Here is a 20,865-nt window from a genome sequence, read left to right on the forward strand (position 1 = left end):
GATCATGATCGTTCCCCGGGTGGCCATCGGCACCGACGTGCACGCGTTCGAGCCGGGCCGGCCCTGCTGGGTGGCCGGGCTGCTCTGGCCCGATCAGGACGGCCTCGCCGGGCACTCGGACGCCGACGTGGCCGCGCACGCCGCCTGCAACGCGCTGCTCTCCGCCGCCGGTCTCGGTGATCTCGGTTCCGCCTTCGGGGTGGGCCAGCCGGAGTGGGCCGGCGCGTCCGGAGTGGCTCTGCTGACCGAGACGGCCCGTCGGGTGCGCGCCGCCGGCCTGGAGATCGGCAACGTGTCCGTGCAGGTCATCGGCAACCGCCCCAAGATCGGCCGGCGCCGCGCGGAGGCGCAGGAGGTCCTCTCCGCAGCGGTCGGCGCTCCGGTCACGGTCTCGGCGGCGACCACCGACGGGCTCGGCTTCGCCGGCCGCGAGGAAGGGTTGGCCGGGGTTGCGGTGGCCCTGGTGTACGACGCGCCGGCCGCCTAAGCTCGCCGCGATGTCCAGCGACCCCGCTCCCGACCAGTCCGCCGCCGACGGCTACGTCCAGCGGGCCCAACTCCTCGCCGAACTCGGCCGCTACGACGAGGCGGCCGGGGAGCTGGCCTACGGGTTGGCCCTCCAGCCGGATGACGTCGACGCGCTCACCATGCTGGCCCGGGTGCACCTGGCCGCCGGCCGCCCGGCCGAGGCGCTCACCGCCGCCGACACGGCCGTAGCCGCTGCACCGGAGGCCCTGCCGCCACTGGTCGCCAGGGGCATGGCCCTGGCCGACCTGGAGCGCTACAGCGAGTCGGCGGCCACCGCCGATCGGATCCTCGCCCTCGGCCCGGCCGACGCGTACGCCCAGCGGAGCGCGGCGGCCATCCTTGCCGGCGCTCGCAACGGTCAGCCGGCGCTGAACGCGGCCTGGCGCGGTGTCGAGTTGGCCCCGCAGGAGCCGCAGGCGCACCTGGTGCTCAGCCTGGTCGCCGCCCGCCTGGACCTGTTCGACCTGGCCGAGCGGGCCTACCGGGAGGCGCTGCGGCTCGACCCGCGGATCGGCGAGGCCGGCCACGACGTGGGTGTCATGCGGCTGGAGCAGCGCCGTTGGTCGGAGGCGTTGGAACACGTCGCGGAGGCGGTGACGGTCAGCCCGAGCCGGACCGACTCGCCACGGACCCTCGCCTACGGGCTGCACCGCCTGGTGCTCTACGGCGCGGGCTGGTCGCTGGTGGCGGCGGTGCTGGTCGCGTTCGCGGCGTCGGCGGGTGACGGGTTCTCCCGCGTCCTGGCGGTGCTCGCCGCCCTGACCGGCGGGATCATCGTCTGGCAGCTCGCGGCTCGGCTGCCCGGGCTGACCCGGACCGTCCTGCCCGCCCTGCTGCACTCGGACCGCGCGATGGCCCTGGCCATCTACGCCGTGGCCGCCGCGCCACTGCTGCTGCTGGTGTACGCCATGGTCGGCTCCCCGTGGCCCCTGGTGCTGGCCATCGCCACCACGGCGGTAGCCGAGTTCGCCGTCTTCACCAGAACCGCCATCCGCTGACCCAGCCCTGGCTGCACCACAAGAGCTTTCCTAGCGTCGCCCAGCTCGACCAGGTCAGGGGTTTCGCCGGAGCCCGACCCGCGCAGGGATCAAGCCTGACCGCCCGGAGCGAGGCGGGCTCCGGCGAAACCCCAAGGGCGACTAGACAGAACGCGCCCAGGTCCAGGCGTACCCCTCGTCTTCGCAGGCGCTGGCGGCGTCGCAGAGATCCAGTGGGCGGAAGGTGTCGACCATGACGGCCAGCTCGTCGAAGTGGTCCGCGCCGATGGAACGCTCGGCGGCACCCGGCTGGGGGCCGTGGGTGAAACCGGACGGGTGCAGGGAGATCGAGCCCTGCTCGATGCCGGAGCCGCGCCGCGCCTCGTAGTTTCCCCCGGTGTAGAAGAGCATCTCGTCGGAGTCGACGTTGTGGTGGTTGTACGGCACCGGAATCGACTGCGGGTGGTAGTCGACCTTGCGCGGCACGAACGAGCAGATGACGAAGTTGGGCCCCTGGAAGGTTTGGTGCACCGGCGGGGGCTGGTGGATGCGGCCGGTGATCGGCTCGAAGTCGTGGATGGAGAACGCCCACGGGTAAAGGTGCCCGTCCCAGCCGACCACGTCGAACGGGTGGTGGGCGTAGACGTAGCGGGTCCAGCCGCGCCGGTGCCGGACCAGCACCTCTACCTCCTCGCCGTCGACGAGCAGCGGGGCGTCGGGACCGCGGACGTCCCGCTCGCAGTACGGCGAGTGCTCCAGGAACTGGCCGCGTACGGAGAGGTAGCGCTTGGGCGGGCCGATGTGCCCGGACGCCTCGACGGCGAGCAGCCGGACGGGCTGGTCGCCGGTGGGCACCAGCCGGTGAATGGTCGAGGTGGGGATGACGACGTAGTCGCCGGCGACCGCGTCCAACACCCCGAACGGGGACTCGACCCGCAGGGTGCCCGACTCGACGTAGAGGCAGTGGTCGCCGGTGGCGTCGCGGAACAGCGGTGAGGGTCGGTCGGCGAGGACGTACCCGATCCGTACGTCGTCGTTGGCGAGCAGGTACTGCCGGCCGAGGATGGGGTCGGAGCCGCCGGTGTCCAGTTTGTGGGTGCGCAGGTGGCGGGGCTTGAGCGGCAGGTTCGGCGCCCGGGTGAACGCGGGCGGGGTGAACTCGTCGGCGGCCAGGATCGCGGTGGGCGCATGCCGGTGGTAGAGCAGGGACGAGTCGGAGGAGAAGCCCTCCTGGCCCATCAGCTCCTCGGCGTAGAGGCTGCCGTCGGGCTGCCGGAACTGGGTGTGGCGCTTGCGCGGCACCTCGCCGACGTTGCGGTAATACGGCATCTCGCCTCCCGATATGTCCCGTTCACCGGCCGAAGGCGTCCGATAATCGGACGCTGTTGTCCGTTCCTCGTAGCGTCCCGTACATTCTTGTTCCGTGTCAACGCAGCTGCCCGCACTCCTGGAGGGCCTGGTCGACGACGCCGCCGTCTTCCCGCCGGGCAGCGCCGCGCTGCCCGACGCCCTGGCCGCCCACCGCCAGCACCGCGCCGCCTGGTACGCCGACCTGGTCGGCCCACTGCTGATCCCCGCGTCGGACGTGGCCGCCGGTGAGCTGAGCGGTCTCGTCGACCCGGGCGAGGGCCTGGTGGTCGGCGTGATCGGTGACACCGGGATCGGGAACCTGCCGTTCGCGCTGTCGTTTCTCGCCCCGGACGGCGTCACCGCACGTCAGGTCGAGGTGGCGGTCGCCAAGCGCGGCGAGGACCCGCTGCCCGGTATCGCCGAGTTGCTGCGGCTGACCGACGAGCTACCGGGCGTGGAGGCCGTCTACGCCGAGCTGCCGCTGACCTTCGGGCTGATGGGCGCACTGGACGCGCTCGTCGCGGCGCGGGCCGACGGGGTGCCGATCGCGGCCAAGTTCCGCACCGGGGGCCTGGCCGCCGAACTCTTCCCCACCCCGACCGAGCTGGCCGCGGTGATCTGCGCCTGCCGGGACCGGGGCCTGCCGTTCAAGCTCACCGCCGGGCTGCACCAGGCGATCCGACACCTGGACCCGGAGACCGGGTTCACCCACCACGGCTACGCCAACGTGCTGGCCGCGACCCTGGCCGCCTCCGACGGTGACGGTGTGCGCTCCGTCGCCGAGCTGCTGACCGTGGTCGACCCGCGCCCCCTGGTGGAGCGGACGACGGCACGGCTGGAGGGGCCTCGCCCCCTGTGGGTGGGCTTCGGCTCGTGCAGCATTCTGGAACCACTGACCGATCTGATCCGGCTTGGGCTGGTGAACGGGGGCTACGACGCATGACCTGGGTGACCGGCGCCGACGGTTCGCCGTACGGGGTGACGAACCTGCCGTACGGGGTGTTCCGGCAGAACGGGGGTCAGTCGCGGATCGGCGTACGGATCGGGTCCTGGGTCTTCGACCTCGCGGCGGCCGAGGCCGCCGAGCTGGTGCTGGCCGCCGGCACGCTGTGCCGGCCCGTGCTCAACGACTTCATGGCGCTGGGTCGTCCGCAGTGGACGGCGGTACGGCAGCGGCTCACCGAGCTGCTGACCGACCCGGCGTACCGGGACGCGGTGGAGCCGCTGCTGGTGCCCCTCGCCGACGTGGAACTGCTGCTTCCCATCGAGGTGGCCGACTACGTCGACTTCTACTCATCCGTTCACCACGCGTCGAACGTCGGGCAGATCTTCCGCCCCGGCCAGCCGCCGCTGCTGCCCAACTGGAAGCACCTGCCGATCGGCTACCACGGGCGGGCTGGCACCGTGGTCGTCTCCGGCACGCCGGTGACCCGGCCGACCGGGCAGCGGGCCTCCGCCGAGGGCCCGGTCACCGGCCCATCGGTACGCCTCGACATCGAGGCCGAGGTCGGCTTCGTGGTGGGCGTACCCAGCGCATTGGGCGATCGGGTTTCCGTGGACGACTTCGCCGAGCACGTCTTCGGGGTGGTGCTGGTCAACGACTGGTCGGCCCGGGACATCCAGGCCTGGGAGTACCAGCCGCTCGGCCCGTTCCTCGGCAAGTCGTTCGCCACCTCGGTCTCGGCCTGGGTGACGCCGCTGGACGCCCTCGCCGACGCCTTTGTGCCGGCCCCCGACCAGGATCCGCCGGTGGTGGACTACCTGCGGGACGTGCCGCACCTGGGCCTGGACCTGCGCCTGGCGGTCGAGTGGAACGGCGAACAGGTCAGCGAGCCCCCGTTCGCCACCATGTACTGGACCCCCGCCCAGCAGTTGGCGCACCTCACCGTCAACGGTGCTTCGCTGCGCACCGGTGACCTGTACGCCTCCGGGACCGTCTCCGGCCCGGACCGGGGACAGGTCGGCTCCTTCCTGGAACTGACCTGGGGCGGGGCCGAGCCGGTCACTGTGGGCGGCGAGAGCCGCACCTTCCTCGACGACGGCGACACGGTGACCATCACCGCCACCGCGCCCGGTCCGGACGGCACCACCATCGCCCTCGGTGAGGTGTCCGGCACTGTTCGTCCGGCCCGCTGAGCGGGCACCCACCATCCGTCTCGTGCACGGGACCCGTGATCGCACCGGCTGTGCGATCACCGGCCCTGGTTGATCCGTTGATCGTCCGGATTCCGTTGCTGCACCGCGCAATCCGAGCCGGGCTCTGCCCGGCCGCCAGCGGTGGGCATCCCGACGCACACGGAGGTAACGACGATGCACGATCTTGCAGGCGCGGTCTGGCGTACCAGCAGCCGCTCGAACGACCAGGGGCTCTGCGTGGAAGTGGCGGACAACCTGGTCGATGTCCATGGTCTGGTCGGGGTCCGCGACTCCAAGGACCAGGCCGGTCCCACACTCGCGGTCAGCCCGCCGGGGTGGACAGCGTTCATCGGCGCGATTCGGGCCGGTCGCTTCGAGCGCTGACCGGCGCTTCGGCACCGGTCCTCGACGATCGGTGCCGAAGCGCTCGCCGAATCGGACAGCGTGGCCTCCGGGGTGGTGGAAATTCCGCTCCGGGGGCCCCGCCCGGCCCTCACTCCGCGTACCGTCGGGGACACGGGAGGGGTGTCATGTCGACGGTGGCGATTACCGGAATCATCGAGGCGCACGCTGTCGACGTCTGGCGTCTGCTGACCGACCTGCCCGGCCGAGCCGCACGGTTGACCGCAGCCGGTCCGATCGAAGTGCTCACCCCGGGTTCGTTCGGGCCGGGCACCTCCTGGCGCGAGGCACGGGTCCAGCCCGGCGGCGACACGTTGACCGAGGAGTTCCTGGTGGTCGAGGCGCTCGCACCGCAGCGACTGGTGCTCTGCTCCTCCGGCGCCGGCGCCGACTACCGGATCACCTGGAGCCTGCGGCCGGTTCGCCGCCGCCGTCGGGGTTGCACGGCGATCACCGTCACCCACGAGGCGGTGCCGACCGACCCGTACGGCCGGGTGGTGGCGCTGCTGCTCGGCGGGCTGGCCGCGCGGGCGGTCGAGGCGGCGCTCTGGCGTGATCTCACCGACCTGGCCGTCGCGGCCGGTGCCATCGGCTCCGTCGAAGCAGCCTGAGCACCGGCCGGTCAGCTCCGCCGCCGCCTCTACGCGTGGCCACCGCTACCTGCGCGGGGTCCGGCCGGTTCCGCTGGGTAGGGTGCCGGGCGGAGGTGCGGCATGGGGATCCCGAGGGGCCGACGGCGGCTCGCGATGGCGGTCGCGGCGCTGCTCGCGACCGTGGCCGTCGCGGTCATCGGTTACCGGGTGCTCGCGCCGGCCGAGGTGAGCACGGTGGCCCGAGCCGAGTATCCGGCCGCGGCCCGACCGGCTGCCGGAGTGATCGGTCGGCTGCCGGTCGCCCCGTTGATCGTCGACGGGAGACTGCGGGTGTACGCCGCACACCGCCAGGTCTACGCCGACCGGCCGGTCGACGGGCGGTACCGGACCAGCCCGTACTGGTCGTACCGGCGCTGGCCGGCGGAGCTGACTGGAGTGGTGGCGAGCGGCAGCACCGTGGTCAGCCGTTGGTCGGACGGTCGGCTTGTCGCGCTCGACGCGTCCACCGGTCGGGTGCGGTGGCGGGCTGACGGCCCGGCTCCCGCGCGGAGCACGGCGGTGGTCCGGCGCACCGGCGCGGCCACGGTCTGGAACCCGAGCGGGCTCTTCCTCGCCAACCGCGCGGGCGGCCGTACGGTGCTGACGGTCACCGGGGACAGGCAGGCGAGCGGGGTGGAGATGTCCAGCGGTCGGGAGCTGTGGCGGACCGACCTGCCGGGCCGTTGCCGCAGCGACATCGGCACCACAGCGAGCGGGCAGTTGATCGGCCTGGACGCCTGCGCCGGGCCGGCAACGATCGAGTTCCGGGACCCCGTGACGGGCCTGGTCAGCGAGCGCTGGCGACCGCCGGGTGGCCCGAACAATCTGGTCGTCACCCCGCTCGGATGTCGTACCGGCCGGTCGGAATGCCTGGCCCTGCGGACGGCCGGCCCGGGCGACGCCGGTGGTCGCGGTTGGCTGCTGGACAGTGGCGAGCCGCTGGCCGCGCCCGCGTTGGACCCGGCCGGTGTCGCGGTGGTCGGCGAACAGGCCGTCGGCGTCGTCGACGGGACGGCGGTGGGCCGGTCGACACGTTCGGGTGCCGAAGTGTGGCGCAACGCCGGCCTGGGCCCTGCGCGGGTGCTCGCCACCCAGCCCGGCCGGGTGCATCTGCTGACCGAGACGAACGACCTGGTGACGCTCGACCCGGCGACCGGCCGTCTGCTCTCCCGCTGCACGTTGAACGTCGGCTCGGACGGCACGGGCTGGGCGCCCGGAGCGGTCTGGGCCGAGGCGGGCTACGTCGCTGTGGAACGGCTGCGCGAGCCGGTCGATCCGGACGGCGACGACCAGCGCTACTACCTGACCGCGGAGGCGGTGATCCTGGCCGCCACCTGATCGGGGCACCCGACCCTGAAACTTTCGCCAGGCCTGACCGGTAATAGGTAGTTTTTTCACGGTTCAGGTTTCCGGTGGAAGGGTCGACGCGTGGGCGACAGGGCAGCCAGATGGTGGATTGGCGGCGTGCTCGCCGCCACCGCGGGACTCGTGCTCACAGCACCGACGCTCGTGTCGGGCGAGACGCCGGCGACGGCGTTCCCCACCGTGCGGGTCGCGCCCTCGGGCGGCATGCGTGTCACCTTCGAGGTGGTGCCGGTCTCGCCGTCCGTCACCCCGCCCACGCCCCAACCCACCCGGCACCCGCACACGCCGACTCCGGGTCATGGTGGAAGGCTGCCCGTCACCGGCGGTTCGGACGGGTCGGTGCTACTCCTCGTCGCTGTGGGCTCGACGCTCGTGGCCATCGGTTGGCTGGCCGCACGCCGCCGGCGACCGAGGTGAGGCGAACCGCCGCGACCTGAGCTGCCCCAGTATTCGACAAAACGGACAAACGACTATATTCTCTCCGTCGTGCGTCCGATTGTCGTCCCGCTCAGCCTGCTTCTCGCACTCGGGGGAGCCCTGCCTGTCGAGGCAGCGCCCACTACCCGCACCGTCGAACTTGCCCTGACTGTGGGCGTCGACATCACCGTGCCGGCCGCCGTCAACCTCGGCGCCGGATTCGTCGGTGGTGTGCTGACCGGGCAGTTGGGCACAGTGGAGGTGCGTGACCAGCGGGGTCAGGTGAACCCCAACCTCTGGGTCGCCACCGTGAGCGCGACGGTCTTCATCACCGGAGGTGGCGGCACCAACCGGACCATCTCGAACGGGCAGGTCTCGTACTGGTCCGGACCGGTGGTCAACAGCAGCGGCGGCGGCACCCTCGTGCCGGGGCAGCCGACCGCCGCGCAGGCGGTCACCCTGAACGTGGCCCGGGAGGCGTTCCGTAAGACCGCCGGCAACGGCAACAACCGGGTGTCGTGGATTCCGACGATCCGCATCGCCGTTCCGTCCACTGTGGTGGCGGGCACGTACACCGGGACTATCACCCACTCTGTCGCCTAATGAGTGATTCGTCCGTTATTTCAGGTTTCGGGGTAACCCTGGTCCGTAACGTCACCCACATGAGGAAGCCACTTCTTACCCTGTTGGTCGCCGGGGCCGCAGTGCTCGCTCTGGCGGCGCCTGCCGCGGCGGCGCCGTCCGGCGACACCATCGTCACCTTCACCGTCTCGACCGCCAACCTGGACATCTCGGTGCCCCCGTCGATCAACCTGGGCGCGGCCTTCGCCGGGAGCACCATCCAGGGGCAACTTGGCAACGTCACCGTCACCGACAGCCGGTCGGCGCTCAGTGCCACCTGGACCGCCACGGTCACCAGCACCGCGTTCACCACCGGTGGTGGCACCGGCACGGAGACCATCCTGCCGAACCTGGTGGAGTACTGGTCCGGCCCGGCGATCTCCACGACCGGTACGGGCACCTTCGTCCCGGGGCAGCTGACGTCCGCCGACGCCGTCGTCCTGAACCTGCCCCGAGTGGCGTTCAGCAAGACCTCCGGCAGCGGCAACAACTCCGCGACGTGGAACCCGACCCTCCGCATCACGATCCCGGCCAGCGCGGTCGGCGGCACCTACACGGGGGTGATCACCCATTCGGTGGCATGACGCATGTCGTACCCTCGCCCTGGCGGTGACCCTCGTGGTCGCCGCCGGGGCGGCGGCCCTGCCCGCAACGGCGGCCAACGCGCGCTCCTACCCGGGCGCGGCGCCCGAGGATCCGTCCCTGGTGGAGGCGGACGTGCCGGGCCTGGACCGGGGAGACGGGTCGCCCAAGCCTTCGGCCAGCCCGGAGGGAGTGCCGGCCGCGGTCGGCGTCCGGCTGCTCGACGCCCCGGTCAATCGGCGTGACGACACCCGCGCGCACAAGTACATCGTCGACCACGTGCATCCCGGCACCACCATTCGGCGACGCATCGTGGTGGAGAACGTCTCGCCGGTGAAGCGTCTCGTCGACGTCTACCCGGCGGCGGCGGACGTGACCGAGAAGGGCTTCGTGCTCGCGCCCGACCGGACCCAGAACGAACTCAGCAGTTGGATCGAGGTCGACAAGACGCAGGTCAAGCTGGGTTCGGACGACGAGGCGACCGTCTGGGTCACCATCCGGGTGCCGAAGAAGGCCGAGGCCGGCGAGCGGTACGCGGTGGTGTGGGCCCAGTCCACCAGCGGCAACGACCGGATGGTGGAGCAGATCGCGCGGGCCGGTATCCGGGTCTACCTGTCGGTCGGGCCCGGCGGTGAACCGCCCTCCGGATTCGAGGTGGGCCCGCTCAGCGGCGGTCGGGAAGCGGACGGCACCCCGTTCGTCACGACCGAGGTACGCAACACCGGCCAACGCGCGCTCGACCTGGCCGGCGAACTGCGGCTCACCGACGGGCCGAGCGGACTCGCGGCCGGTCCGCTGCGGGCCGAGGCCAGGACACTGCCGCTCGCAGGGCGGACGACCATACGGGTCAAGCTGGACCGGCAGTTGCCCGACGGCCCGTGGAAGGCCCGGCTGGATCTGGCCAGCGGCTGGACGAAGCGGACGGCCACCGGCTCGGTCGACTTCGGCAAGGCCCCGGCCCCGGCCACGGCCACGGCGAAGAAGTTCGACGCCGGGGCACTGGTGCTCGGCTCGGGTGTGGCCGGCTCACTGCTGATCCTGCTGCTGTTCGGGGTGTACACCCACCGGCGACGGTTCCGGCAACCGGTGACCGGCTGAGACGCCCGGGGCCGGTCCGTAGGGGTTGACGGACCGGCCCCGGCACCACACGTCTCAGGCGAGCGCCGCCTCCGCGGCGGCCAGGAACGCGTCGTTCTCGGCCGGGGTGCCGATGGTGACCCGGACCCCGTCCCCGGCGAAGGGCCGCACGATCACCCCGCGCGCCTCGCACGCCTTGCCGAATGCCACCGCCCGCTCGCCCAGCGGCAGCCAGACGAAATTGGCCTGGCTCGTCGGCACCTCGGGCACGAACTTGCGCAGCGCCTCGGTGACCCGGTCCCGCTCGGCGACGACCAGGGCGCAGCGGCGCTCCATCTCCGCCACCTGGGTCAGCGCGGCGAGCGCTCCCGCCTGGGCTGCCGTGCTGCTGGAGAACGGGGTCGCCACCTTACGAATGGCGGCCGCCACCACCGGCTGGGCAACCAGCCAGCCCATTCGCAGCCCGGCGAGCCCCCACGCCTTCGACAGCGTCCGCAACACCGCCACGTTCGGCCGGTCCAGGTAGTCGAGACCGTCCGGCACCTCCGGGTCGGTGACGAACTCCCGGTACGCCTCGTCGATCACCACCAGCACGTCGTCCGGGACCGCGTCGAGGAACCGGTCCAGCTCGGCCCGGCGCACCGCCGTACCGGTGGGGTTGTTCGGGTTGCAGACGAAGATCACCCGGGTCCGGTCGGTCACCGCCGCGGCCATCGCCGCCAGGTCGTGCCCGTGCCCGGCGTCGTTGGGCACCCGCACGCTTGTCGCGCCGCTGGTCGCCACGATGATCGGGTACGCCTCGAACGACCGCCACGCGTAGAGCACCTCGTCACCGGGCAGGCAGGTCGCCCGCACCAGGTGCTCGGCGAGCGCCACCGAACCGCAGCCGGTGGCGATCCGGTCGGCGTCCACCCCGTACCGCTGGGCCAGCGCGTCGCGCAGCGCGACCACACCCATGTCCGGGTAGCGGTGCGAGGTGGTGATCGCCTCGGTGACCGCCTCCACCACGCCGGGCAGCGGCCCGTACGGCACCTCGTTGCTGGCCAGCTTGATGGCCTCCGGCAGGCCCAACTCGCGGGCCAGGTCGGCGGGGCTGCGCCCCGGCACGTAGCTGGGCAGCGCGTCCAGGTCGAGGCGGGTCAGCCGCAGCGCCGGCTGGTGACGTCCGGAGTCGGTCATGGGGTGTCTCCCGGGGGCTGGTTGCTGTCGTTCGAGGGGGCGGAATCGGTGCGGTGGGGGACCTCGACGACCACCGTCTGCGCGCGCTTGTCGTGCAGCGCCTGGCGCAGGGGGTGGTCGAAGAGGGGGGAGAGAGCGTCGACCAGTTGCAGCACCAGGCCGAGCCCGGCGCAGTACCAGAGCAGAGTCGGCAGGCCCAGCGTGCTCCACCGGCTCAGCGCCCGGCGGACGCCCAGCGGCTGGTCGGCGGCCATCGGCACCGCCCGGATCCGCATCACCCGCTTGCCGACGGTCTGCCCGCCGGAGGCCATTGTCGGCACCTCGTACGCCAGCCAGAGCGCGGTGGCGATCAGCAGGATCGCCACCAGCAGAGAATTGGCCTGCTCACTGGGGATCGGCAGGCCGTCGGCGGAGGTGTCGCCGCGCGCCGCGCGCCGGAAGACCTCCTGCCAGTACGGCGCCCACTCCTGCGCCCAGCGCCAGACGAACCAGCCGTTGACAACCACGTTCAGTGCGAAGACAAGGCCGAAGTCGATCAGCCGGGCGACCAACCTACGGCCGTAGCCGGCCAGCCTGAAGCCGTGCGGTAGCGGCTCGGGCGGTCGTCCGGGCCAGCCGGGGTGACCGGCCGGCGGCGCCCAGCCGGGAGGGGCACCCGGCGGGGTCCAGCCCGGCGGACCCCAGCCGGGAGGACCAGCCTGCGGTCCCCAGCCCGGGCCGTGGCCCGGTTGCGGGCCGTACCCGGGGGGTGGGCCCTGCTGCGGTGACCAGGGCGGCGCGCCGGTCGCCGAGTCGGGGGTCGTCGACGCCGCGGGCGCGGCCGGGGTGACCGGCGCGGGCGGTGGCTCGGGCGGCGGCGGGCCGTCCGGCGGGGTCGCGTCGACGGGAATGGGCGCACCGAGCCAGCCCTCGCCGTCCCAGTAACGCCGGGTCTCGGTGTCGGCGGGGTCGACGTACCAACCAGGTTGAACGCTCACGCCGCCACCAGTCCGCTTCGCTCGCTCACGGGGACACCTTAACGACGACTGCTCGCGCGAACTCGGCATGGCGGTACTGCGGGGCGTACCCCTGGCGGTTTGGTCCGGGCTGCGGCGCGACGCCACCGGCGGTGGGTCGGGGCCCACCGACCGGCGGCGTCGGGTACGACGGAGGTTGCGTCACACTGGCAAGTGTTACAGGTTGCCGCGGGCTTCCTGCTCCCGCTCGATCGCCTGGAAGAGCGCCTTGAAGTTGCCCTTGCCGAAGCCCAGCGAGCCGTGCCGCTCGATCAGCTCGAAGAAGACCGTGGGGCGGTCCTGCACCGGCTTGGTGAAGATCTGGAGCAGGTAGCCGTCCTCGTCCCGGTCGACCAGGATCTTGCGGGCCTTCAGCTCCTCGATCGGCACCCGCACCTTGCCAATCCGCTCGCGCAGCTCCGGGTCGTCGTAGTACGAGTCGGGGGTGTCCAGGAAGTCCACGCCGGCGGCGCGCATCGCGTCGACGCTGGCCAGGATGTCGTTGGTGGCGACAGCGATGTGCTGCGCGCCCGGACCCTGGTAGAACTCCAGGTACTCGTCGATCTGGGACTTCTTGCGGGCGATCGCCGGCTCGTTGAGCGGGAACTTCACCTTGCGGGTGCCGTTCGCCACGACCTTGCTCATCAGCGCCGAGTAGTCGGTGGCGATGTCGTCGCCGACGAACTCCGCCATGTTGGAGAAGCCCATCACCCGCTTGTAGAACTCGACCCACTCGTCCATCCGGCCCAGCTCCACGTTGCCGACCACGTGGTCGACGGCCTGGAAAAAGCGCTTCGGCTGGATGCCGGCGTCGATCATCGGCTGCCGGTCCACGATCGGACCGCGGGCCACGAAGCCGGGCAGGAACGGGCCGGTGTAGCGCGACCGGTCGACAAGCGTGTGCCGGGTGTCGCCGTACGCGGCGATGGCGGCCATCCGGACGGTGCCGTGCTCGTCGGTCACCTCGTGCGGCTCGACGACGCTGGCGGCGCCCTGCGCGATGGCGTGCGCGTACGCGGCGTCCACGTTCGGGACCTCCAGCGCGATGTCGCTGATCCCGTCGCTGTGCCGGGCCACGTGCTCGGCGCCCTCGGCGTCCGGGCGCACCGCGCCGGTCAGCACGAACCGGGCCGAGCCGCTGGTCAGCACGTACTGGGCGTGGTCCCGGTAGCCCTGCTCCGGGCCGCGGTACGCCACGCAGGTCATGCCGAAGGCGGTGGAGTAGTAGTGCGCGGCCTGCTTGGCGTTGCCGACCAGGAAGTGCACGTGGTCGAGGCCCCGGACCGGGAACGGGTCGTGGCTGATGTCGTGGTCGACAGCGCCGACGAGCCGGTCGACGTCGACGTCCTCGGTCGACTGGGGTCGGTCGATCGCCTGGGTCATGGTGGGCTCCCTCGCGTACCGGCCGGCCTTGTGGGCCGCCGTGGTCGGTTCTTGTGGCGAGGATCGCTGCCCCGGCGCCGAGTGGGCAACTGTTAGCAGAAATGCTGGTCAGGTTGCGCATTCGGTATGGTCTTCACTCATGAACGGTGAGCAGAATGTACAGCTCGACGCGCTCGACGTGCGCTTGATCGAACTGCTCGCCGAGGAGCCGCGGATCGGGGTGCTGGAGTGCTCCCGGCGGCTCGGGGTGGCCCGGGGCACCGTGCAGGCGAGGCTGGACAAGCTCGTCGAGCGGCGGGTCATCGTGGGCTTCGGCCCCGAGATCGCGCCGGCCGCGATCGGGTTCGGGGTGACCAGCTTCGTCACCCTGGAGATCAGTCAGCGGCACGGCCACGACCCGGTCACCGCGCACCTCGCCGCCATCCCCGAGGTGCTGGAGGCGCACACCATCACCGGCTCCAGCGACCTGCTCTGCCGGATCGTGGCCCGTTCCAACACCGACCTGCAACGGGTCATCGACCAGATCGTCTCGTCCGCCGGCATCACCCGCGCCTCGACGATCATCGCGCTGGCCGAGCAGATCCCCTACCGCACGCTTCCGCTGGTGCGCAGCGCTGTTCGGGCCGAGGGAAGGGCTCTGTAACACCTCCGGGCGCAGAAAGCGCGGCGACACGGCGGCGCGGGCGTACGGAAGATCCGTGATCGTGGCTACGGTGTGCGGGTGGCGAAGGGGAGCGTGCGCGGTGGGCTGCTGCTCGGCCTCGCCGTGGTCGTCGCGCTCGCCGCCACCGGCGTGTGGAATCCGTTCCCCGGCCTGTGGGACTGGGTGGACCGCAGCGAACCCATCTCCGAGCCCGACGTGGTCTGGCAGCAACGGGTCGGCGGCACTCCGCGCAGCGTGACCATCGCCGGCGACGCCGTCGTGGTCGAGCAGCGCACCCGGGTCGAGGCTCGCAGCCTGGCCACCGGCGCCCAGCTCTGGGAGCGCAAGGCGGACTGGGCGGCGGTCGCCGGCGGCGACCGCGACCCGGTCGTGGCCGTGGGCAAGCTCCTGGTCAAGGGGTACGAGCTGCTCGACCCGACGACCGGGGTGACCCGGCGGCGTGACGATGACGCGGTTGCCGTCTGGACGTACCGCAACCTGCTCCTCGACGCCAGGTGCACGGACGCCACCGACTGCACCCTCAGCGCCTGGGACCCGCGCGGCACCACGCCACTCTGGACGGCGTTCCTGCCCGGGGTGCACAGCGGCCTGCTCGCCGACAATCCGGGTCTGCGCGGCACCCGCCGGCTCACCGCCACCCGGATCGACGACGGCGTGGCCGGGGCGGAGGCCGCGCCACCGCTGCTCGGCTTCCCGGTCGACGGTCGGGTCCACGTGGTCGACACCGCCACCGGCCGGGTGTTGCAGAACGTCGAGCCCGGCCGGGAGGAGCGGCTCTCCGTGGTGGGCGGCCGGCTGCTGCGGATCGCCGCCCGCTCCCAGGACGGCACCTGTTACTTCGCCATCTCCGCCCGGGACTCGGCGACCGGGCAGGAGGCCTGGCAGCGGGCGGGCATCAACCTGCGCACCGCCGACTCCGCCGGCTGCGTGCAACGTGAGGACCCGCAGGGTGCGCGGAACGTGCTGATCGGCGTCGCCCCGGACGGCCGCGAGGCGGTCATCGACGGGTACGACGGACGGCTGCTCTGTGTCGGTGAGCCGGGCACCAGGTTGATCGCGGTGGACGACCGTTCGGCGGTGTTCCGGGCCGCCGACAAGCGCTCGGTGGTCGCCCGTGAGCTGGGCACGGAGAAGGTGCTCTGGACGCGACAGGCCAGCGGCAAGGCTGGAGCCGCACTCACCCCGTACGCGGCTGTGGTGGCCGACGAGAAGCCGTCCCGGCTGGCGGCACTGGACCCGCGCACCGGCCGGGAGTTGGCCGCCCTGCGCACCTCGGCGAACGTCCTCGCCGTCGGGTCGCAGGGGATGATCATCGGCGAAGGGCGGGAGATCGGGTACGTCCGCTTCGGCGCGTCCGGAAGCTCGCCCGCCCGACCGCCCGGCGATGGTGGGAATCCCGGGCCGGGCGGCCCCGGCCCCGGCCCCGGCGGGCCGAACAACGGCGACTGCGGGCCGAAGGGGGAACTCTGCCCCGACCCGGGCGGTGGCAAGGACGGTTGAGCGGGCGGTTCCCCCGATGATCCGGATGGCGGCCGGGCCCGGCACGCCTGGTGGATGAGAGCGGCGTCCCAGCACCCGCCCGGCGGGTGGGAGTGATCGACCGGTCTGCCCTAGGCTTGCCGCTCATGAGCAGTGCCGCCGCATTCTCGTACGCCCCTCTGCTGCCGACCGGTCCGGACCAGACGGACTATCGCCTGGTCACCGACGAGGGCGTGGACGTCGTACACGGCCCGGGAGGTCGTCGGTTCCTCACCGTGGAGCCGGCCGCGCTCACCGCGCTGACCGCCGAGGCGATGCACGACATCGCGCACTTCCTGCGCCCCGCGCACCTGGCGCAGCTCCGGGCGATCATCGATGATCCGGCCGCCTCGCCGAACGACCGGTTCGTCGCGCTGGACCTGCTGCGCAACGCCAACATCGCCGCCGGCGGTGTCCTGCCCATGTGCCAGGACACCGGCACCGCCATCGTGATGGGCAAACGCGGTCGGCACGTGCTGACCGACGGTGCCGACGCGGAGGCCATCTCCCGGGGCGTCTACCAGGCGTACACCAAGCTCAATCTGCGCTACTCCCAGCTCGCCCCGCTGACCATGTGGGACGAACGGAACACCGGCAGCAACCTGCCCGCCCAGGTGGACCTGTACGCCGAGGACCCGGACGGGCACCCCGACGCGTACAAGTTCCTGTTCATGGCCAAGGGCGGTGGCTCGGCCAACAAGTCGTACCTCTACCAGGAGACGAAGGCGCTGCTCAATCCAACCCGGATGATGCAGTTCCTGGAGGAGAAGCTGCGGCTGATCGGCACCGCCGCCTGCCCGCCGTACCACCTGGCCATCGTCATCGGCGGCACCTCCGCCGAGTACGCGCTGAAGACCGCGAAGTACGCCAGCGCCAAGTATCTTGACGCGCTGCCGACCGCGGGTTCGATGAGTGCGCACGGCTTCCGTGACCTGGAGTTGGAGGCGGAGGTGCTGGAGCTGACCCGCAACTTCGGCATCGGCGCGCAGTTCGGTGGGCGGTACTTCTGCCACGACGTACGGGTGGTCCGGTTGCCCCGGCACGGTGCGTCATGCCCGGTGGCGATCGCCGTCTCCTGCTCGGCGGACCGTCAGGCCGTCGCCAAGATCACTCCGTCGGGCGTGTGGCTGGAGCGGCTCGAAACCGACCCGGCGCGGTTCCTGCCCGACATCACCGACGAATCTCTCGACGCCGAGCTGGTCGTCCGGGTCGACCTGAACCGGCCGATGGACGAGATCCGCGCCGAGCTGTCGAAGTACCCGGTGAAGACGCGCCTCTCGCTCTCCGGGCCGCTCGTGGTCGCCCGGGACATCGCGCACGCCAAGATCGCCGAGCGGTTGGACGCCGGTGAGCCGATGCCGCAGTACCTGCGCGACCACGCGGTCTACTACGCCGGCCCGGCGAAGACCCCCGAGGGGTACGCGTCCGGCTCGTTCGGCCCGACCACCGCCGGCCGGATGGACGCCTATGTGGAGAAGTTCCAGGCCGCCGGCGGCTCGCAGGTGATGCTGGCCAAGGGCAACAGGTCGGGTCAGGTGACCCGCTCCTGCCAGCAGCACGGCGGCTTCTACCTCGGCTCGATCGGCGGCCCCGCGGCCCGCCTCGCCCAGGACTGCATCAAGCACGTCGAGGTGCTCGAATACGCGGAGCTGGGCATGGAGGCGGTCTGGAAGATCGAGGTGGAGGACTTCCCCGCCTTCATCGTGGTCGACGACAAGGGCAACGACTTCTTCGCCGAGGTCACCAAGCCGGTGCTCACCGTCGGCCGTCGCTGACCCGACAGGTACGCCAACGGGCGCCGGGCGAACTCGCCCGGCGCCCGTTCTGTCGCCCGTGCTCTGCCGACATCGGTACGCCCGCCCCCTGGGGTGGGACGGGCGCACCGCCCCCGTCGGATGCCGTCACCGACAACTCGGAATGAGTGTGCGGCGCACCGCTGTCGATCCGCTCTCAGATCACTATCGCCTGACCGAGGCAGTCTGTTACCGCCGGACTACGCTGCTGGAAGTTGCACCACTGACGCGGGAGAGCAGATGCGGTTCGGGATCCTGGGGCCCCTGCGGGTGGGCGGTGGCGAGTCCACTGTCACCGCCGGGCGCGACCGGATCGTGCTCGCCATGCTCTTGTTGCGGACCGGCCGGCTCGTGCCGGTCGACGAGCTGGTCGACGCGGTGTGGGAGGACCGCCCGCCGGCCACCGCCCGGGCGCAGTTGCAGACCTGCGTGTCACGGTTGCGCCGCCGCTTCACCGAACTCGCGCTGGCACCGGACCTCATCGTCACCGACCCGGCGGGGTACGGGGTGCGTACGGCACCGACCGACCTGGACGCCGAGGTCTTCACCCGGGGCGTGGAGGCGGCCCGAGCCGCCGCGACGGCCGGTCGCCTGGTCGACGCGCGTGCCGAATTCCGCGCCGCCTTGGCGTTGTGGCGCGGGCCGGCGCTGGGTGGAATCCCGAGCCGGAGCGTCCGCCGCCGTGCACAGGCACTCGACGAGCAGCGTCTCACCGCGCTGGAGGAGTGCGTCGACGTCGAGCTGCGCCTCGGGCGGGCCGCCGAGCTGATCGGCGAACTCGCCGAGGCCCTCGACCAGCACCCGGTGCGGGAGCGGCTGCGCGGACAACTGATGCTGGCACTGTCCGCGGTCGGGCGGCAGGCCGACGCGCTCGCGGTCTACCGAGAGGGTCGGCGGACCTACGCCGACGAGCTTGGCATCGAGCCGGGTGCCGAGTTGCAGGAGCTGCACCAGCGGGTGCTCGCCGGTGACCTGGCCCTGGCCGGTCGGGAGGTGCAGCCGACCGCTCCGGTCCGCTCGCTGCCCCGGGCGATCGGCGACTTCACCGGCCGGCAGCAGACGATGGCCCGCCTGATCAAGGAGGTGGAGGCCGGGGCCCGGATCCAGCTCATCGACGGCATGGCTGGCAGCGGCAAGACCACCCTTGCGGTGCATCTCGCCACCGCTCTCGCAGACGACTACCCGGACGCCCAGCTCTACATCGACCTGCACGGGCACAGCGAGCGCACTCCGTTGACGCCGGCCGCGGCGGTGGCCACGCTGCTGCGGCAGCTCGGTGTGCCCGCCGAGAGGGTGCCGACGAGCCAGGACGACCGGTTGGCGCTCTGGCGTAGCGAGCTTGCCGGTCGGCGGGCCCTGCTGGTGCTCGACAACGCGGCGACCGCCGACCAGGTGACGCCGCTGCTGCCCAACGGCTCGCACTGCCTGATCCTGATCACCAGCCGCCGCCGGCTGGTGGGAGTGGATGAGGGCCGACCGTCGTCGCTGCCCGTGCTCGACAGCGACGAGGCGGTCGAGTTGCTCGGGCGGGTCGTCGGCGTGGGCCGGGTGGCGGCGGAGCCGGAGGCGGCCACCGAGGTCGTCCGACGCTGCGGACACCTGCCACTGGCCATCCGGCTGGCCGGTGCCCGGCTGGCACACCGACCCCGTTGGCGCATCGCCGACCTGGCCGAGCGGCTGAGCACCCGGCCGGATCCATTGGCCGAGTTCGAAGCCGGCGAACGGTCCGTCGGTCGGGCCTTCGCCCTGTCGTACGCCCAGGTGTCGCCGGTGGCGCAGCGCGCGTTCCGGTTGCTGGGCCTGCACCCGGGAGTACGGTTCGACAACTCGGTCACCGCCGTACTGGCCGAGCTGTCCCTACCCGAGGCCCAGGACCTGCTGGACGAGTTGGTCGACGCGCACCTGGTGGAGGAGGCGGAGCCGGGCCGGTACCGGTTGCACGACCTGGTCCGGGAGTACGCGCGGACGCTGGTGGCCGAGCCGGAACGGACGGTCGAGCGACGGGGCGGCATCGAGCGTCTGCTCGATCACCACCTCCACGTCGCCACGGCGATCGCCCGCGAGAGGGAACTCTCCGCCCTCCGCTCGCTGATCGTGGTGGGGGAGCCGCTCCGTCCTGACCTGGTCATGCTCGTCGCCGAGCAGGGTCGAGCCTGGCTCGACGAGAACCTGGCCGCCTGGGCAGCCCTGGTCCGATTGGCGGAGACCGAGGGTTTTCTCCGCTACTGCTGGCAGTTGGCGAGAGCCTGCTGGCACGCCCAGTTCGAGGGCGGTCGCCTGGATGAACTGATTGAGACACACAGCATCGGCCTGCGTGCCGCCGAGGAGTTGGGTGACGACAGGGCGGTGGGGATGATGCTCAACTATCTCGCCTCGGCCCATTACCGGCTGGGTGATTTCCCCACGGCGATCCGGGTGATGGAGAGGTCACTCGACATCTTCCGCCGCCTGGGTCTGCAATACGAATACCGCAACACCCTGGGCAACCTGGGCACCGCGTACGCGGCCAACTTTCAGTTCCGCCGGGCTCGCGAGTCCTACGACGCTGCTCGGGCGCTGGCGACGCGGATGGGCGACACGACGGCGCTGGCGAACGAACTCAACAACCTGACGATCACCCTGCTGCTCTGGGGACGGCACGACGAGGCGCTGCGCACCGCTCGGCGGCACCTAGGGATCGCCCGCGAGGTGGGCGACACGCGGCGGCTCGGCAACGCCCTCGGGCACCTCGGGATGGTCCGGCATCGGATGGGCGACGTGGTGCCGGCCGCACGGTTGTTGCGGGTGGCGCTGCGCTTCAAGCGCCAGATGGGCGCCCGGTTCGGTGAGGGTGAGGTGCTCAACGAGATCGGGATGATGGAACGGGAGGCCGGCCGTCCGGAAGAGGCCGCTGATCTGCATCGTGCAGCGCTGGTCGCGATGACCGAGGCGGGGGATCGCATCGGCCAGTGCGGCTCGCGGAATCTGCTGGCCCGAGCCATCCTGGATCAGGGGGACGTGAGCAGCGCGCTCGACCTGCATCGTCGGGTACTCGTCGACGCCACCGGGCTGGGCTCCCTACACGAGCAGGGTCGGGCGTTGGAGGGCATCGCCCGCTGTTTGCTGGCGACCGACCCGGCGGGGGCGCGGGTGCACCTGACCCGGGCGCTGGCGCTGTTCCGGCAGATCGAGTCGCCGGACCAGCACGAGGTGGAACGGCTGCTCACCGAGTTGGGCTGACGGATCATCTGCGAGTCGGCCACGGGC

19 protein-coding genes are annotated in these 20,865 nt (G+C 71.9%); 15 read left to right on the forward strand and 4 right to left on the reverse strand.

What is annotated here, in order from left to right; translation table 11 throughout:
• The first annotated feature begins 1 nt into the window (after window position 1).
• Together ispF and ACIA47_RS12265 are read left to right on the forward strand one after the other, a co-directional pair.
• Window positions 2–487 (forward strand): 2-C-methyl-D-erythritol 2,4-cyclodiphosphate synthase, encoded by a 486-nt coding sequence (ispF, locus tag ACIA47_RS12260; protein WP_196924679.1) that lies wholly within the window; start codon window positions 2–4, stop codon window positions 485–487.
• A gap of 10 nt (window positions 488–497) precedes the next feature.
• The gene (locus tag ACIA47_RS12265; protein ID WP_396707581.1) at window positions 498–1,526 is read left to right on the forward strand and encodes a tetratricopeptide repeat protein; all 1,029 of its coding nucleotides are present in this window, start codon (window positions 498–500) and stop codon (window positions 1,524–1,526) included.
• Window positions 1,527–1,667: 141 nt separating this feature from the next.
• Here ACIA47_RS12265 and ACIA47_RS12270 read toward each other — a convergent pair whose 3' ends face one another.
• On the reverse strand, window positions 1,668–2,834 hold the full coding sequence (locus ACIA47_RS12270; protein WP_203121646.1) for a cupin domain-containing protein: 1,167 nt from the start codon (window positions 2,832–2,834) through the stop codon (window positions 1,668–1,670).
• Window positions 2,835–2,928: 94 nt separating this feature from the next.
• Here ACIA47_RS12270 and ACIA47_RS12275 point away from each other — a divergent pair, with 94 nt between their 5' ends.
• The 9 genes from ACIA47_RS12275 to ACIA47_RS12315 all read left to right on the forward strand — a co-directional run bounded on the left by ACIA47_RS12275 (window position 2,929) and on the right by ACIA47_RS12315 (window position 10,108).
• Window positions 2,929–3,798 carry a hypothetical protein gene (locus tag ACIA47_RS12275; protein WP_396707583.1) on the forward strand — a complete coding sequence of 290 codons (870 nt, stop codon included), beginning with the start codon at window positions 2,929–2,931 and terminating at the stop codon, window positions 3,796–3,798.
• Window positions 3,795–4,991: a fumarylacetoacetase gene (fahA, locus tag ACIA47_RS12280; protein ID WP_396707585.1), complete on the forward strand. Its 1,197-nt coding sequence runs from the start codon at window positions 3,795–3,797 to the stop codon at window positions 4,989–4,991. Before ACIA47_RS12275 ends, fahA begins: the two co-directional genes overlap by 4 nt.
• 174 nt (window positions 4,992–5,165) lie before the next feature.
• The gene (locus tag ACIA47_RS12285; RefSeq protein ID WP_030327888.1) at window positions 5,166–5,375 is read left to right on the forward strand and encodes a DUF397 domain-containing protein; all 210 of its coding nucleotides are present in this window, start codon (window positions 5,166–5,168) and stop codon (window positions 5,373–5,375) included.
• Window positions 5,376–5,521: 146 nt separating this feature from the next.
• Window positions 5,522–6,004, forward strand: coding sequence for an SRPBCC family protein (locus ACIA47_RS12290; RefSeq protein ID WP_396707587.1), 483 nt, complete (start codon window positions 5,522–5,524; stop codon window positions 6,002–6,004).
• A gap of 102 nt (window positions 6,005–6,106) precedes the next feature.
• The gene (locus ACIA47_RS12295; RefSeq protein WP_396707589.1) at window positions 6,107–7,363 is read left to right on the forward strand and encodes a PQQ-binding-like beta-propeller repeat protein; all 1,257 of its coding nucleotides are present in this window, start codon (window positions 6,107–6,109) and stop codon (window positions 7,361–7,363) included.
• 126 nt (window positions 7,364–7,489) lie between these two features.
• Entirely contained in the window at window positions 7,490–7,807 is a 318-nt protein-coding gene (locus ACIA47_RS12300) for an LPXTG cell wall anchor domain-containing protein (protein ID WP_396707591.1), read from the forward strand.
• A 69-nt stretch (window positions 7,808–7,876) separates the two neighbouring features.
• Window positions 7,877–8,410 (forward strand): hypothetical protein, encoded by a 534-nt coding sequence (locus tag ACIA47_RS12305; RefSeq protein ID WP_203122074.1) that lies wholly within the window; start codon window positions 7,877–7,879, stop codon window positions 8,408–8,410.
• Window positions 8,411–8,469: 59 nt separating this feature from the next.
• A complete protein-coding gene (locus ACIA47_RS12310; protein WP_203122075.1) occupies window positions 8,470–9,012 on the forward strand; it encodes a hypothetical protein in 543 nt (180 codons plus the stop codon).
• 25 nt (window positions 9,013–9,037) lie between these two features.
• On the forward strand, window positions 9,038–10,108 hold the full coding sequence (locus ACIA47_RS12315) for a hypothetical protein (protein WP_396707594.1): 1,071 nt from the start codon (window positions 9,038–9,040) through the stop codon (window positions 10,106–10,108).
• Window positions 10,109–10,162: 54 nt separating this feature from the next.
• Here the strand turns inward: ACIA47_RS12315 and hisC are convergent, their stop codons facing one another.
• From hisC to hppD, 3 genes are all read right to left on the reverse strand, one after another.
• A complete protein-coding gene (gene hisC / locus ACIA47_RS12320) occupies window positions 10,163–11,266 on the reverse strand; it encodes a histidinol-phosphate transaminase (protein WP_203122077.1) in 1,104 nt (367 codons plus the stop codon).
• A complete protein-coding gene (locus tag ACIA47_RS12325) occupies window positions 11,263–12,243 on the reverse strand; it encodes an RDD family protein (RefSeq protein WP_396707596.1) in 981 nt (326 codons plus the stop codon). The genes hisC and ACIA47_RS12325 overlap by 4 nt, the downstream gene beginning before the upstream one ends.
• A gap of 195 nt (window positions 12,244–12,438) precedes the next feature.
• Window positions 12,439–13,644, reverse strand: coding sequence for a 4-hydroxyphenylpyruvate dioxygenase (gene hppD / locus ACIA47_RS12330; RefSeq protein ID WP_112588126.1), 1,206 nt, complete (start codon window positions 13,642–13,644; stop codon window positions 12,439–12,441).
• A 139-nt stretch (window positions 13,645–13,783) separates the two neighbouring features.
• Here hppD and ACIA47_RS12335 point away from each other — a divergent pair, with 139 nt between their 5' ends.
• The 4 genes from ACIA47_RS12335 (at window position 13,784) to ACIA47_RS12350 (ending at window position 20,838) form a co-directional block, all read left to right on the forward strand.
• On the forward strand, window positions 13,784–14,287 hold the full coding sequence (locus ACIA47_RS12335) for an Lrp/AsnC family transcriptional regulator (protein ID WP_396707599.1): 504 nt from the start codon (window positions 13,784–13,786) through the stop codon (window positions 14,285–14,287).
• Between the two features lie 72 nt (window positions 14,288–14,359).
• Window positions 14,360–15,808, forward strand: coding sequence for a PQQ-binding-like beta-propeller repeat protein (locus tag ACIA47_RS12340; protein ID WP_396707601.1), 1,449 nt, complete (start codon window positions 14,360–14,362; stop codon window positions 15,806–15,808).
• Between the two features lie 125 nt (window positions 15,809–15,933).
• Window positions 15,934–17,601 (forward strand): fumarate hydratase, encoded by a 1,668-nt coding sequence (locus tag ACIA47_RS12345; RefSeq protein WP_203122081.1) that lies wholly within the window; start codon window positions 15,934–15,936, stop codon window positions 17,599–17,601.
• Window positions 17,602–17,859: 258 nt separating this feature from the next.
• On the forward strand, window positions 17,860–20,838 hold the full coding sequence (locus ACIA47_RS12350) for an AfsR/SARP family transcriptional regulator (RefSeq protein WP_203122082.1): 2,979 nt from the start codon (window positions 17,860–17,862) through the stop codon (window positions 20,836–20,838).
• Window positions 20,839–20,865 lie beyond the last annotated feature (27 nt).

Origin of the sequence: Micromonospora sp. NPDC051227, from assembly GCF_044455385.1 — a bacterium.
Taxonomy (GTDB): Bacteria; Actinomycetota; Actinomycetes; order Mycobacteriales; family Micromonosporaceae; genus Micromonospora.

What these genes read in the sequence shown, in the direction of transcription:
- ACIA47_RS12295 (WP_396707589.1), top strand. Translation starts at nt 6,107, where the DNA reads ATGGGGATCCCGAGGGGCCGACGGCGGCTCGCGATGGCGGTCGCGGCG.
- ACIA47_RS12345 (WP_203122081.1), top strand. Translation starts at nt 15,934, where the DNA reads ATGAGCAGTGCCGCCGCATTCTCGTACGCCCCTCTGCTGCCGACCGGT.
- ACIA47_RS12310 (WP_203122075.1), top strand. Translation starts at nt 8,470, where the DNA reads ATGAGGAAGCCACTTCTTACCCTGTTGGTCGCCGGGGCCGCAGTGCTC.
- fahA (WP_396707585.1), top strand. Translation starts at nt 3,795, where the DNA reads ATGACCTGGGTGACCGGCGCCGACGGTTCGCCGTACGGGGTGACGAAC.
- ACIA47_RS12265 (WP_396707581.1), top strand. Translation starts at nt 498, where the DNA reads ATGTCCAGCGACCCCGCTCCCGACCAGTCCGCCGCCGACGGCTACGTC.
- ACIA47_RS12290 (WP_396707587.1), top strand. Translation starts at nt 5,522, where the DNA reads ATGTCGACGGTGGCGATTACCGGAATCATCGAGGCGCACGCTGTCGAC.
- ACIA47_RS12270 (WP_203121646.1), bottom strand. Translation starts at nt 2,834, where the DNA reads ATGCCGTATTACCGCAACGTCGGCGAGGTGCCGCGCAAGCGCCACACC.
- hppD (WP_112588126.1), bottom strand. Translation starts at nt 13,644, where the DNA reads ATGACCCAGGCGATCGACCGACCCCAGTCGACCGAGGACGTCGACGTC.
- ACIA47_RS12350 (WP_203122082.1), top strand. Translation starts at nt 17,860, where the DNA reads ATGCGGTTCGGGATCCTGGGGCCCCTGCGGGTGGGCGGTGGCGAGTCC.
- hisC (WP_203122077.1), bottom strand. Translation starts at nt 11,266, where the DNA reads ATGACCGACTCCGGACGTCACCAGCCGGCGCTGCGGCTGACCCGCCTC.
- ACIA47_RS12285 (WP_030327888.1), top strand. Translation starts at nt 5,166, where the DNA reads ATGCACGATCTTGCAGGCGCGGTCTGGCGTACCAGCAGCCGCTCGAAC.
- ACIA47_RS12335 (WP_396707599.1), top strand. Translation starts at nt 13,784, where the DNA reads ATGAACGGTGAGCAGAATGTACAGCTCGACGCGCTCGACGTGCGCTTG.